Here is a 12,815-nt window from a genome sequence, read left to right on the forward strand (position 1 = left end):
CGAAGCCCAGCCGGATCCGGCTCACCGGCCATGGCCGTTTCCCCCACTGGGGAGGGTCTCCCCGCACGTTTCTCGAAAGGTTCCGGGCGGTTCCGGCCGGCGCCCACAGGGCGCCGGCCCGGGGACCGGCCACCGGAAGGGGAGGGACAACCGTGGCCCAGGACAGCGCACCGGCCCGCGGCATGCTCGCGACGATGGCGGTCGTCGTCGTGTGCAGCGGCGTCGTGCAGGGCTATCTGACGCCGCTGCTGCCGCGCATCGGCGGGCACGTCGGCCTCAGCGGCGTCGGACAGAACAACCTCTACCTGCTGGCCCAGTTGGCGTTCGCCGTCATGACGCCGCTGCTGTCGAGACTGGGCGACCTGTACGGACACCGCCGGCTGCTCCGCATCTCGGTGGCGATGGTCGCGACCGGGTCCGTGCTGATGGCCGCCCGGCCGACGGCCGTCACCCTCGCCGTCGGCATGAATCTGCAAGGAGCCGTCGTCGGCTTCTTCCCGCTGCTCGCCGGCATCCTGCGGACCCGGGCACCGCGGCAGGCGCGCACCGGGATGTCGATACTGGTCGCCGCGCTCCTGATGGCCGTCGGCGCGGGCAGTCTGGTGGCCGGCTCCCTCAGCGAACGGCACGCCGTCGCCGGACTGTGGACCGCGGTGCCCGTCAGCATCCTCGCCCTGGCGGCGGCCATGGTCCTGCCCGACAGCACGGCCCCGCGCGGCGGACGCTTCCACTTCGGCGCCGCGGCACTCCTCACCGCCGGACTGGTGGCGCTCGTCCTCGTACTGACCCAGGGCGGCACCTGGGGCTGGTCCTCCCCGAAGGCCCTGCTGACCGCCGCACTCGCCGTCGTCCTGCTGGCCCTGTGGGTGAGAGTCGAACACCGCTCCGCACAGCCGCTGGTGAAGGTCCGGCTGCTGCACAACCGGCGGCTGGCACTCGTCAACACCCACACCTTCTGCGCCGCCTTCGGCGCCGTCGGCTTCATGGGCACCAACGCCGTCTTCCTCGGCACCGACCCGCACGAGGCCGGCTACGGCATGCACCTGGGCGCCCGGTCCATCGCGACGGTCTCCTTCGCCATGGTCCTCACCGGCTGCCTCGGCTCGGCACTCACACCGCGACTGGCACGCGCGCTCGGCGACCGCACGGTGCTCGCCGCGGCGGGCATCCTGTGCGCCGCGGGTTTCACCACCATGGTCCTCGGCCACCGCGCGCTGTTCCCCTATGTGTGCGGTGTCCTCGTCGTCGGGCTGGCGACCGGGCTCTTCGAAGCGGCCACCCGGACCCTGTCCGCGGAAGTCGTCGCCGAGGACGAGACGGCCGTCTCCGTCGGCCTCAACGAACTGGCCCTCTCCCTGGGCGCGGCCATCGGCGCCGCCGTCATCGGCGCCCTGCTGGCCGGGCACCGGACGACAGGCCCGGACGGCGTCATCGCACTCGCCGGGTACCAGTGGTCCTGGGGTGCGTGCGCCGTTGCGGCCCTGCTCGGCGCGGTGGCCGGCCTCGCCTTCCCGGGCCGGGCAGCGCTGGGCCCGCTGCCCGCGTCGCGGCCCCTCACACCGAGCGGCGAGGCACTGTGACACCGTCGCCGCTGCCCCGCAGACGGGGCGGTCCCGTCCTGCCGGGCGGGCCGGTCCTTCCCGCGCGGCGGCGAAGCCGCGCACCGGCCGCGCGCCGAGGACGACAGCGCCGGCACCGACCGGCAGCCCCGTCCGGGCCGACGGGCTGTCAGTGCCGTCGGTGATGATGGGGCCCGTCGGAGCGACAACGCGGCGGACGGCCGCGGCACGAGGAAGGCACCCGAGCATGAGCGAAACCCGGCCGGACTTCTCCTGGCTGCCCGGACTGGCGCAGCGGCTGCGCGCCGCCGGCACGGACTGGCGGGAAGCGGGGCTGCGCCAACTCGCCGGGGAACTCGGCTGGGAGTGGAAGGACGCCCCGGGCGGTCCGCTGCTGCGCACGGAACTGCCCGGCGCGGCCCCCGCGCGGCTGCGGCCGGTGGACGCGCTGGAGAAGGACTACGTGCACGACGGCGAGGAGTACCTCGGTCTGTACATACCCCTGGTGCCGCACGACGAGGAGCGCGGCCCGGCCGGTTGCGCCGACGCCTTCCGCGCTGCGGGCCGCGCGCTGCGCGACGCCCTCGGCCCCGCCTCGGTCATGGGCGCGTACGGTTTCCCGATGCCGTTCTTCGACTCACCGCCGGTCTGGGGCAGCCCGTTCCTGCGCTGGCGCGGCAGGGACACCAGTCTGGAGCTGCACCCGTCGCAGGACGGCCCCGAACTGCTGCTGATGCCGACCGGGCCGCAGGAGAACTGGCACTGGCGCATAAGCCAGGGCGAACCCGGCGAGCTGGGCGGCTTCTTCGGCGTCCGGAACGCCGACCCCGCCAACGCCGGACTGGGCATACCCGGCGGATGGCGTACCGACGACTGGGACACCTTCCGCCGCGCGCTCGGCGACTTCCTGCACACCTTGCCGGCCGAGACCCGCGCGCTCGGCACCGTGATCGACTTCGCCCTGCACGGCCGCATACCCGGCTCCGGCGGCCCGATGCTGTGCAACATCTCCAGCGGCGACACCCTGGAGATCGCCCACTTCACCTGGACCACCGAGCACGTCACGGACCTCGGTGCCGAGGCCATGCGCCGGCTCGGCTGGACCCCGGCGGAGGAACAGGCGCCCACCCGCGAGCACTGGGACCCGGTGGACCACGTCGTCGGTCCCTTCCAGCCGGGCGAGTCGGACGGCGCGGCGACGGCGGGCGTGCTGGTCGACTACCTGCGGGCGGTCGGCGTGCCGTCCCCCGCGCACCTGCTGCTCTCCGACAGCGCCCAGGAGGTCGACGGCTACTGGGTCGACTACTTCGGGCTGACGCTCGAACAGCCGTCGAGCTGAGCGGCGGCCCCACGGCGGCGAGCGGCGGCGCCGCCCGCGCGGACCGGACCGGAGGCGCCGGCCACGGGCACCGCGTCAGAGGCCGGCCGCCGGTCCCCGACGCGGTGCGCCGTCGCGGCCGGCCCCGCCCCGGGTGTCAGCCCTCCCTGTGCAGCTTGTAGTTGGACGCCTGGGCACGGGGGCGGACGACCAGCAGATCGATGTTGACGTGACTGGGGCGGGTGACGGCCCAGGTGATGGTGTCCGCCACGTCGTCGGCGGTCAGCGGCGCGGCCACACCCGCGTAGACCTTGGCCGCCTTCTCCGGGTCGCCGTGGAACCGGGTGAGGGCGAACTCCTCGGTCTTGACCAGGCCGGGAGCGATTTCGATGACCCGCACCGGGGAGCCGACGATCTCCAGCCGCAGCGTCTCGGCGAGCACGTGCTCCGCGTGCTTCGCCGCGACATACCCCGCTCCGCCCTCGTAAGTGCCGTGCCCAGCGGTGGAGGAGACCACCACGACGGTGCCGTCGCCGCTCGCCGTCAGCGCCGGCAGCAGGGCCTGGGTGACGTGGAGCGTCCCGATGACGTTCGTCTCGTACATCCGGCGCCACTCGTCGGGGTCGCCGGTGGCGACCGGATCGGCGCCCAGTGCACCGCCCGCGTTGTTGACGACGACGTCCAGGGTCGGGAACCGTTCGGCGAACGCGTCGACGGCGGCGCGGTCGGTCACGTCGAGGACGTACGCCTCGGCCTGCTGCCCCGCCTCGGTGATCTCGGCGGCCAGTGCGTCGATCCGCTCCTTGCGGCGGGCGGTCAGCACGACGCGGTAACCGGCCGCCGCCAGCCCGCGGGCGGTGGCGGCGCCGATGCCGCTGCTCGCGCCGGTGACGACGGCGACGGGGGAGGACGCTTGCTGTTCGGTTGCTGTCATATGTGGTGCTCCTGGGACGTACGGTGTGGTCCGGCCAGGGTATGCGGGGGCGGCCACGGCCCCACCCGCCACCCGGCACCACCACGCACTCGAATCCGGAGCGCCGCCAACAGCGCGGCGACGCGCCCTGGTTCGGCCGACTAGGTGTCTGTCCCGGCGTCTGCGCCTGCTCCGGCGTCTGCGCCTGCTCCGGCGTCTGCGCCTGCTCCGGCGTCTGCGCCTGCCCCGGCGTCTGCGCCTGCCCCGGCGTCTGCGTCTGTTCCGGCGTCGGCGTCGGCGCCTGGCGCGGTGCCGGTGCGGTCGCCGGCCGGCACCCGGGCTGCCGCCGTCACAGCAGCCGCCGCCGGGCGGCGGCCGGCCGTCAGGGACGTGGCGTGGCCCGGATCAGGGCAGCAGCCGGCGCTCCTTGGCGACGGCCACCGCGCCGGCCCGGGTCTGCACCCCGAGCTTGTCGTAGATGCGGCCCAGATGCGTCTTGACCGTGGCCTCGCTGATGAACAGCGCCCGCGCGATCTCCCGGTTGCCGAGGCCGCGTGCGAGCTGGCCGAGGATGTCCCGCTCCCGTGGGGTGAGTGCCGGGCGCGGGTCGCGCAGCCGGGACATCACCCGCTGGGCGACGGGCGGCGACAGCGTGGTGCGGCCCTCCGCCGCAGCGCGGATCGCGGAGAACAGCTCTTCCGGGCGCTCCGCCTTGAGTAGATAGCCGGTGGCACCCGCCTCGACGGCACGGGTGATGTCCGCGTCGGTGTCGTACGTGGTCAGCACCAGCACCCGGGGAGCCGCCGAGGCGTGCGGGCCGGGCGGCGCCGCCAGGATGCGCCGGGTGGCCTCCACGCCGTCGATGCCCGCGCCGAGCTGGAGGTCCATCAGCACGACGTCGGGGGACAGGGCGGCGGCCAGGGCGACCGCCTCCTCGCCGCTGCCCGCCTCGCCCACCACCTCGATGCCGGGAGCGCTGCCGAGCAGGGCCAGCAGCCCGGCCCGCACGACGGTGTGGTCGTCGCACAACAGCAGCCGCACGGCCCCGGAACGGCCGCCGGGCGCGGCGGCGGTGGGCGGACCGGACGGGTCGGCGGACATCATGGCGTGGGCTCCAGGGGGACGGCGGCGGACAGGACGGTGCCTTCTCCAGGGGCGGACTCGACGGTGAGCGTGCCGCCGAGCCGCCGTACGCGTGCCCGTATGGCGGGCAGCCCGTGGCCGCGCGTACGGCGCCGGCCGGGCGCCTCACCCGGTCCTTCCCCGGGCGGGACGAAACCGCGGCCGTCGTCCGCCACGTCCAGCACCACCTGGTCGCCCAGGTAGCTGAGCGTCAGCGCGGCCGTGGCCGCCTCGGCGTGTTCCCGTACGTTCGCGAGGGCGCCCTGCGCGATGCGCAGCAGTGCCGAGGCGACGCTCTCGGGCAGCGGTACGGGGGTGCCCTCCAGATGGAAGCGCACCTCCGGACTGTCGCGGCCCGCCTGCTCGCCTTCGTGCGCCGCCAGTTCGTACAGGGCCCGCTCCAGCGGGACGCCGCCGGCCAGCGGGGGGGGAGCGAGGCCGTGGACGAAACGGCGCGCCTCCGCCAGATCGCGTCCGGCGATGCCGGCGGCCGTGCGCACGTGCGCCCGGGCCGCGGCCGGGTCGGCCTCCCATGTGCGTTCGGCGGCCTGGAGGAGCATCTGCTGGCTGGACAGCCCCTGGGCGAGGGTGTCGTGGATCTCCATGGCCAGCCGCTGCCGCTCCGCGAGCATGCCTTCGCGCCGCTCGGTGGCGGCCAGTTCCCTGCGGGTGCGCAGCAGATCGTCGATGAGGGAGCGCTGGCGTTCCGCCTGCCGTTCCATATGGAGGAAGACGGCGGTCGCCAGTGCCGCGACGGCGGGCGGCGCGAGCAGGAGGTTGGGGTCGAACACCGCGGCCAGCCGCACCTGCGCGAAGACCACGAGCCCGGTGAGCAGCACCACCAGCGCGACGGCGGCGCGCGGCGGCAGGGTGCGCAGCCCCGTGTAGACGAGAGGGACCGCGCACCAGGCGAAGCTGGGCGCCAGCAGGACCAGGACGACCCATACGGCGAGGACCGCGCCCAGCGGGTACAGACCGCGGGAGGGCGGACGCAGCCAACGGGGCCGTGACCCGGCACGGCCGCCTCGTACGTGGGAGACGTCCGCCGCCGCACCGGCCTGTGGTCCGCCTCGGGGCCGCGGCGTCGCCGCACCTGTCCGCGGGTCCGCCTGCGCCTCTGCCGGGCCGCCCGTCCGCGGTTCCGCTGCGGCGCCCGCCTGCGCCCTCGCCGGCCCGTCCGTTCGCGCGTCCGCTGTCGCGCCTGCCTGCGCCCCTGCCGGGCCGCCCGTCCGCGGGTCCGCCGCCCCGCCTGTCCGCGTCGTGCCGGTCCGTTTCCCGGCCGCCGTACGCGCTCTCGCCCCGGATCGCGTACCCGCCCCGAAGCCCGGGGCGAGGACGTGGCCCAGTACGTAGCAGAGCGCGAGCACGGTGCTCAGGGCGACGACCCACGGGGTGCGGGGATTGCCCGGATGGTTGAGCAGGTAGCGGGAGAGCGAGGCCCCGAGCAGCAGGAAGAAGGCCGCGTGGATGACGGGCGCCAGCCAGCGGTCCTGGGGTTGTGCATGCTCACTGTGCACGCGGCGGCCTCCTCGACAGGGTCTTCCGAGGCAGTCGTAACCCGCGCGGGCCACCCCGCGCATCAGCCGATCGGTCGACCCCGGCATCCCCCATCATGCCCGCGGACGGCAGCCGTCCCGGCGACCCCCGGGGCGGTGCACGCCGCAGAGCATGGAGACACGGCGCACCGGCCTGCCGGCGGCGCCCCACCCGGCCCCGGCGCCCCGCCGGGGCGCGGAGCCACGAGTCTTCGAGGAGTACCCCATGGACGACGCCCGCCGTACTTCCGCAGCCCCCTCCCCGTCGCCCGAGCGCGCCGGCAGGCGCCGCACCCGTGTCCTGGCCGGCACCGCCGTCGGTGTGGTCGCGGTCGCCGGACTCGGCACCTTCGGCGCGGTGCAGGCCACCGCGTCCCCCTCCGCGCAGCGGACGGCCCCCGTCGCGGCCAAGGCGGCGGGCAAGGACCTGACCACCAGCCGGCATCTGTCCGTCGCGGCGGCGACCCGCGCCGCGCAGGCCGTGCTCGCCGCCGCGGCGAAGGGCGGCCAGAAGGTGTCCGTCGCCGTCGTCGACCGCAACGGCAACACCGTGGTGACGCTGCGCGGGGACGGCGCCGGTCCGCAGTCGTACGAGTCGGCCGAGCGGAAGGGCTTCACGGCCGTGTCGTGGAACGCGCCGACCTCCCAGTTGGTGAAGAACCTGGAGAAGACCCCCAACCTCAAGGACATACCCGGCACCCTGTTCCTGGCCGGCGGCGTCCCCGTGCGGGCCGGTGACGCCCCGGTGGCCGGCATCGGGGTGGCCGGAGCGCCCAGCGGCGCGCTGGACGAGGAGTTCGCCCGGGCCGGTGCGAAGGCTCTCGGCGAGTGACGAGAAGGAGGACGGTCCGCATGCTCGGCATGGTGGTGCTCACGGTTCTGGCGGCGTGCACGGTGCAGGACGGCCGGGGAAGCCCGGGCGGCGAGCACGGCACGAAGGCCGGCGCCCCGGCATCCTCGTCGCCGGGGAAGTCCGCGGCTCCCTCGGCGTCGTCCTCCGCCCCGCCCACTTCGTCCTCCCCTTCGCCGGGGGCCGACCGGCGGCTGCTGGAGGCGGCCCGCGAGGGGGACGAGGCGGCCGTCCGTGCCGCGCTGCGCGCCGGCGCCCGTACCGAGGCGCGGGACGCGAAGCGCCGTACGCCCTTGCTGCTGGCAGCACTCGGCGACCATGTGGCGGCGGCCCGCGTGCTGGTCGAGGCGGGCGCGGACCCCGATGCGCAGGACGAGCGTTCCGACAGTCCGTGGCTGGTCACCGGGGTGACGGGCAGCGTGCGGATGGCGCGGGTCCTGCTGGAGGCCGGGCCCGATCTCGGGCTGACCAACCGGTTCGGCGGCACCTCGCTGATCCCGGCGAGCGAGCGCGGCCACGTCGCCTACGTACGGGAGGTGCTGGAGCGGACCTCGATCGAGGTCGACCACGTCAACCGGCTCGGGTGGACCGCGCTGCTGGAGGCCGTCATCCTCGGTGACGGCGGGCCCGACCACCGGAAGGTGGTGGCCCTGCTGCTGGACCACGGCGCGGACCCGGAGCTGGCCGACAAGGACGGCGTGACGCCCCTGGAGCACGCGCGGCGCCGGGGCTTCGACGAGATCGCCCGGCTGCTGCGGGACGCCGGGGCCCGCTGAGCCGGACGGGAGGAACGCGGCGGCTCCTGCCCGGGACCGGCGGCCCAGGGCAGGAGCCGCCTGCGGCCCGGGAACGGCGGCCGGGGCAGGGACCGTCCGCGGCCCAGGCCGGAGGCCGTCTGTGCGCGGTCGGTGGTCGTCTCACTCCGGCGCGCGGGCCTGCGCCCGGTTCCGGAAGCCGGTCGGGGTCTCGCCCGCCCGGTGCCGGAAGAACCGGGTGAAGACCGTGGTGCTGGTAAACCCCAGCCGTTCCGCGACGGCACCGACGGTCAGGTCCGTGTGCAGCAGCAGTCGTTCCGCCTCCAGCACCAGACGGTCGTCGATGACGGCCTTCGCGCCGCGTCCGACAGCCGCGTTGCTGGCCCGGGTGAGGGAGCGGACGCTGTAGCCGAGCCGGGCGGCGTAGTCCTCCACCTGGTGCGCGCGGGCGTAGTCCCGTTCGACCGCGGCGCGGAAGCAGCGGAAGGTCTCGTCCCCCGCGGTGCTCCGCCGCTGCCCCCCGGGCAGATGCGACAGCCGCAGCACGAGGACGGCGAGCAGATGGCGGACGACCTCGACGTGCGCCTCCAGCGGCAGGTCGCGCAGCCGGTGGTACTCGCTCTCCAGGAGGTTCAACGTCTGCTCCACCGGCGCCCTGACCTGCGGTGCGGGCTCCAGCGGGAGCCGCCAGGCCCGCCGGTCCAGCCGGGCTTCGGTCACCGTGCCCGGGTCCAGCACGCTCGCCTCGAACAGCACCACTGTCCCCGTCGCCGGGCGGGAGCCGTCGTGGCCGTCCGCCGGTGCTCCCTCCGCATGCAGCCGGAAGACCTGTCCCGGCCGGACCCACAGCCAGTGACCGGGCTCCACGGTGCACGTCGTCAGGTCCACCGCGCACGGCAGGTTTCCCTCGTGCACGGTGAACACCAGGTGGAAGCCCGGCCGGACGGGTGCCCCGGCGGCGACCCCGAGCCGGCGGATCCGCTCGCCGAGGCCCGGCAGGTCGGTGACCTCGATGCCGGGCGGCCCGCCGGGGGTGCCCGGGAACGGGAAGTCCGCCACATCAGGCTGTCCGTTCTGGCTCATCACCTGCCCGAGACTATCTCTTCGACCGGCATGGACGCCCCTACGGTGAGCAGGGAGAAAGCTCCGCGGCCCGGCACGGACAGTGCCGTGGTCGCCCCGCATCACCGTTCCCGCCGACCGATATCGCACAACCGGCACGCGGTCCGTCGTCGCCGGTCCCGCGTGCGGTCCGGCCCGTGGCGGGCGCATGCGCGGCGGCCGGGCCGGCTGAGCGCCCCCGCCCGAGGAGAAGGGAAACCCATGCCGCACCCCGAGCATCCCGGAGAGTCCACAAGCCCCCAGCAGCCGGACGAGGCCGGTCCCGCGCTGGACTTCCGCGCCTTCGTCGAGCAACTGCTCGACGAAGGCGACGCCGTGGCCGTCGAGCAGACCGTCGATCCGCATCTCGAAGTGGGCGCGGTGACCCGGCGGGCCTACGAACTGGCCGCGCCCGCACCGCTGTTCACCTCCCTCACCGGCGCCGAACCGGGTTTCCGGATCCTCGGCGCCCCGGCCGGGATGAGCAGCGGGCGGCTGGGGGAGTACGGCAGGATCGCCCGGCATCTGGGGCTGCCGCGCACCGCGGGGCCGCGCGACATCCTGGAGCGGCTGGTGGCGGCCATGCACGCGAACCCGGTCGTCGTGCCCACGGGGCCGTGCCGCCAGAACGTCCGGACCGGGGACGAGGTGGACCTGGAGAAGTTCCCGGTGCCGCTGCTGCACCAGGAGGACGGCGGGCGCTACTTCGGCACCTACGGGTTCCACATCGTGCGCAGCCCGGACGGCGAGTGGACCAGTTGGTCGGTGGCCCGCACCATGCTGCGCGACCGCACCACACTGGTCGGCCCGGCCATGCCGCAGCAGCACATCGGGATGATCCACGAAATGTGGCGGCAGCGCGGCGAACACACCCCCTGGGCGATGGTGCTGGGCGCCCCGCCCGCAGCCCTGGCGGCGGCGGGCATGCCCCTGCCGGAACGGGTCAGCGAGGACGGGTACGTCGGCGCGCTGGCCGGCGGCCCGGTCGAGGTGGTGCGCGCGCAGACCAACGACCTGTACGTGCCGGCCCGGGCCGAGATCGTGCTGGAGGGCTACCTCAGCAAGGACGAGACGGCTCCCGAGAGCCCGATGGGGGAGTACCACGGGTACGCGTTCCCGGAGGGGAAGCGGCAGCCGGTCTTCCACGTCGAGGCGGTGACCTGGCGCGACGACCCGATCCTGCCGGTCTGCGCGGCGGGGCTGCCGCCGGAGGAGAACCACACCATCTGGGGGACGATGATCTCCGCGTCCGCCCTGGACGTGCTGCGCTCCGCGGAACTTCCTGTCGAGATGGCCTGGTGCTCGTACGAGGCGGCCACCTGCTGGATCGTCGTCTCGGTGAACCGTGCCCGGCGTGCCGCGCTCGGTATGACCGAAAAGCGGCTGGTGGACGCGGTGGCCGAGACGCTGTTCTCCTCGCACGCCGGCTGGCTGGTGCCCAAGGTGATCCTGGTCGACGACGACATCGACGTCACCGACATCCGTCAGGTCGTCTGGGCCCTGGCCACCCGCAGTCACCCCGGCACCGGGCACCACCACTATCCGCAGGCTCCCGGTATCCCGATGGTTCCGTATCTGACGCCCGAGGAGGCGGGCAGCGCGCGGGGCGGCAAGTCCGTCACCAGTTGTCTGCTGCCCGACGGTTTCCGGGGCACCACCGCCTCCTTCGAAGGGTCCTTCCCGCGTGCGTTGCGCGAGCACGTCGTCGGCAACTGGGCGCGCTACGGCTACCGGCCGGAGGACGGAGCGGCAGCCACCGCCGGCGCCTGACCCGACGGGACGGGCGGTCGCGGGGGCGGGCCGGGGGCACGAGGGCGGGCCCTGACCAGGTCCCCGGTGGTGCTCCCGGGCCGGGGCGCGGTGGCCGCCGTGCCGCCCCGCCTTGTTTATTGGTCGCCCACTCAATAGCATCTGGCCGGGGCGCCGATCACTCGGCACGAGCGGATCCGTGTCCGCCCCGGCGCACGCCCCACGCCGACGTGGGACCGCTCGTGCCCGTCCGACCCGTCCACCGAGGAGCCCCCGTGCCCGTCGATCTCGTCCTGCTCTCCGCCCGCCTGCTCGACCCGGCGACCGGCGCCTTCCTCCCGGAGTGCGCGCTGGCCGCCGCCGACGGGCGGATACACGCCCTCGGTGACGACGCCGGCATCCGCGCCCTGGCCGGTGCGGGCACCACCGTCGTCGACCTGAAGGGAGCCGTGGTCACCCCGGGCCTGGTCGACGGGCACCTCCACCCGGTGCACGGCGCCGAACTGGCCCGCGGACTCGACCTGTCGGGCTGCACCGATCTCGGCACGCTCCGCGAGACCCTCTCCCGCGAGGTGCGCCGTCTCGCCCCCGGGGAGTGGCTGCACGGCTGGGGACTGGACCCCAACGTCTTCGGCGACGGACCCGTCGAGGCCGCACCCCTCGCCCCCGTCCTGGACGGGGTGCCGGCGCTGCTCCAGATGTTCGACGCCCACTCCATGCTGGTCAGCCCCCGCGCACTCGAACTGGCCGGGGTCGACGGGCCGCGCACCTTCGACCAGGCCGCCGAGGTCGTCTGCGACACCGAGGGCCGGCCCACCGGGCTGCTGCTGGAGTCCGCCGCCTGCCACCTCGTCGAGCGCGCCGCCCCGCAGCCCACCCGCGCCGGGCGCCGCGACCGCCTCGCCACCGCGCTGCGCGGTATGGCGGCCTCCGGTCTGACCGGCGGTCACGTCATGGACGGCGAAGGTCTCGACCTCCTCGCCGAACTCGACGCGGCAGGCGAACTCCCCCTCCGGCTGCGCGTCGCCCCCTGGTGCCAGCCCGGCACCGACGCCGACGCGCTGCACGAACTGATCCGGCAGCAGCACACGGGCGGCCGGCTCTGGCAGGTCGCCGGCGTCAAGCTGTTCATGGACGGCACCGTGGACAACGGCACCGCCTGGCTGGAGCGCCCGGACTGCCACGGCGGGTCCACCCACGCCTTCTGGCCGGACCCGGCCGACTACAGCCGCATCATCGCCGAACTGCACCGAGCCGGAGTGCCCACCGCCACCCACGCCATCGGTGACGCCGCCGTGCGTCACGTCCTCGACTCCGTCGAGAAGGCACTCGCCGCCCGGCCCGGAGCCGCCGCCGCACCCCGCCACCGCGTCGAACACATCGAGACCGTTCCCGACGACACCCTCGGCCGCTTCGCCTGGCTCGGTGTCGTCGCCTCCATGCAGCCCACCCACTGCTGCGACTTCACCCGCGCCGACCACACCGACAACTGGTCCCGCCGCCTCGGGGAGGAACGGGCCGCCCGCGCCTGGCGCTGCCGCGACCTGTGGGACTCCGGCGCGCTCGTCGTCCTGGGCTCGGACTGGCCCGTCGCCGACCACCGGCCGCTGACCGTCATGGCCGGGGCCCGCCACCGCCGCCCCACCCGCGATCTGAGCCGCCCGCCGCACGGTCCCGACCAGGCACTCACCGCTCTCGAAGCACTCCAGGGGATGACCGTCAACCCTGCCCTCGCCACGGGGGACGGCCACCACGCCGGCCGCCTCGCCGTCGGCCACCGTGCGGACCTGACCGTCCTCGCCGACAACCCGCTCACCACTCCGGCCACCGAACTGGCCGAACTCCCGGTGCTGCTCACCGTCCTCGACGGGCGCCCCACCCACCGCGACCCGGCGCTGTGACGCGGGGGCGGG

General features: G+C 74.9%; 10 protein-coding genes. 6 read left to right on the top strand and 4 right to left on the bottom strand.

From position 1 onward, the window contains the following. The first annotated feature begins 152 nt into the window (after nucleotides 1–152). Complete coding sequence (locus IO40_RS0106255) at nucleotides 153–1,580, top strand: MFS transporter (RefSeq protein WP_016471522.1); 1,428 nt, start codon at nucleotides 153–155, stop codon at nucleotides 1,578–1,580. 226 nt (nucleotides 1,581–1,806) lie between these two features. After that, nucleotides 1,807–2,898, top strand: coding sequence for a TY-Chap domain-containing protein (locus IO40_RS0106260; RefSeq protein WP_016471523.1), 1,092 nt, complete (start codon nucleotides 1,807–1,809; stop codon nucleotides 2,896–2,898). 136 nt (nucleotides 2,899–3,034) lie between these two features. Here the strand turns inward: IO40_RS0106260 and IO40_RS0106265 are convergent, their stop codons facing one another. From IO40_RS0106265 to IO40_RS35575, 3 genes are all read right to left on the bottom strand, one after another. Then, entirely contained in the window at nucleotides 3,035–3,811 is a 777-nt protein-coding gene (locus IO40_RS0106265) for an SDR family NAD(P)-dependent oxidoreductase (protein WP_016471524.1), read from the bottom strand. A gap of 384 nt (nucleotides 3,812–4,195) precedes the next feature. Then, entirely contained in the window at nucleotides 4,196–4,891 is a 696-nt protein-coding gene (locus IO40_RS0106270; protein ID WP_031175005.1) for a response regulator, read from the bottom strand. Then, nucleotides 4,891–6,288 carry a sensor histidine kinase gene (locus tag IO40_RS35575; protein WP_418952591.1) on the bottom strand — a complete coding sequence of 466 codons (1,398 nt, stop codon included), beginning with the start codon at nucleotides 6,286–6,288 and terminating at the stop codon, nucleotides 4,891–4,893. Before IO40_RS35575 ends, IO40_RS0106270 begins: the two co-directional genes overlap by 1 nt. Before the next feature lie 385 nt (nucleotides 6,289–6,673). Here IO40_RS35575 and IO40_RS0106280 point away from each other — a divergent pair, with 385 nt between their 5' ends. Next, nucleotides 6,674–7,279, top strand: a complete 606-nt coding sequence (locus IO40_RS0106280) for a GlcG/HbpS family heme-binding protein (protein WP_016471527.1) — start codon at nucleotides 6,674–6,676, stop codon at nucleotides 7,277–7,279. Nucleotides 7,280–7,491: 212 nt separating this feature from the next. Continuing rightward, nucleotides 7,492–8,073 (top strand): ankyrin repeat domain-containing protein, encoded by a 582-nt coding sequence (locus IO40_RS0106285; protein WP_030408561.1) that lies wholly within the window; start codon nucleotides 7,492–7,494, stop codon nucleotides 8,071–8,073. A gap of 141 nt (nucleotides 8,074–8,214) precedes the next feature. Here IO40_RS0106285 and IO40_RS0106290 read toward each other — a convergent pair whose 3' ends face one another. Then, nucleotides 8,215–9,135 (bottom strand): helix-turn-helix transcriptional regulator, encoded by a 921-nt coding sequence (locus IO40_RS0106290; RefSeq protein WP_016471529.1) that lies wholly within the window; start codon nucleotides 9,133–9,135, stop codon nucleotides 8,215–8,217. Between the two features lie 240 nt (nucleotides 9,136–9,375). Between IO40_RS0106290 and IO40_RS0106295 the strand changes: the two genes are divergently transcribed. Further along, the gene (locus IO40_RS0106295; RefSeq protein WP_078659770.1) at nucleotides 9,376–10,923 is read left to right on the top strand and encodes a UbiD family decarboxylase; all 1,548 of its coding nucleotides are present in this window, start codon (nucleotides 9,376–9,378) and stop codon (nucleotides 10,921–10,923) included. A 254-nt stretch (nucleotides 10,924–11,177) separates the two neighbouring features. Then, entirely contained in the window at nucleotides 11,178–12,803 is a 1,626-nt protein-coding gene (locus IO40_RS0106300) for an amidohydrolase (protein WP_031175008.1), read from the top strand. The last annotated feature ends 12 nt before the right edge of the window (nucleotides 12,804–12,815 follow it).

The sequence above is a fragment of the Streptomyces albus subsp. albus genome (genome assembly GCF_000725885.1).
Classification (GTDB): Bacteria; Actinomycetota; Actinomycetes; order Streptomycetales; family Streptomycetaceae; genus Streptomyces; species Streptomyces albus.

Excerpts from the sequence above, each read along its gene's own strand:
- IO40_RS0106295 (WP_078659770.1), top strand. The coding sequence starts at position 9,376 with ATGCCGCACCCCGAGCATCCCGGAGAGTCCACAAGCCCCCAGCAGCCG.
- IO40_RS0106260 (WP_016471523.1), top strand. The coding sequence starts at position 1,807 with ATGAGCGAAACCCGGCCGGACTTCTCCTGGCTGCCCGGACTGGCGCAG.
- IO40_RS0106270 (WP_031175005.1), bottom strand. The coding sequence starts at position 4,891 with ATGTCCGCCGACCCGTCCGGTCCGCCCACCGCCGCCGCGCCCGGCGGC.
- IO40_RS0106265 (WP_016471524.1), bottom strand. The coding sequence starts at position 3,811 with ATGACAGCAACCGAACAGCAAGCGTCCTCCCCCGTCGCCGTCGTCACC.
- IO40_RS0106280 (WP_016471527.1), top strand. The coding sequence starts at position 6,674 with ATGGACGACGCCCGCCGTACTTCCGCAGCCCCCTCCCCGTCGCCCGAG.
- IO40_RS0106290 (WP_016471529.1), bottom strand. The coding sequence starts at position 9,135 with ATGAGCCAGAACGGACAGCCTGATGTGGCGGACTTCCCGTTCCCGGGC.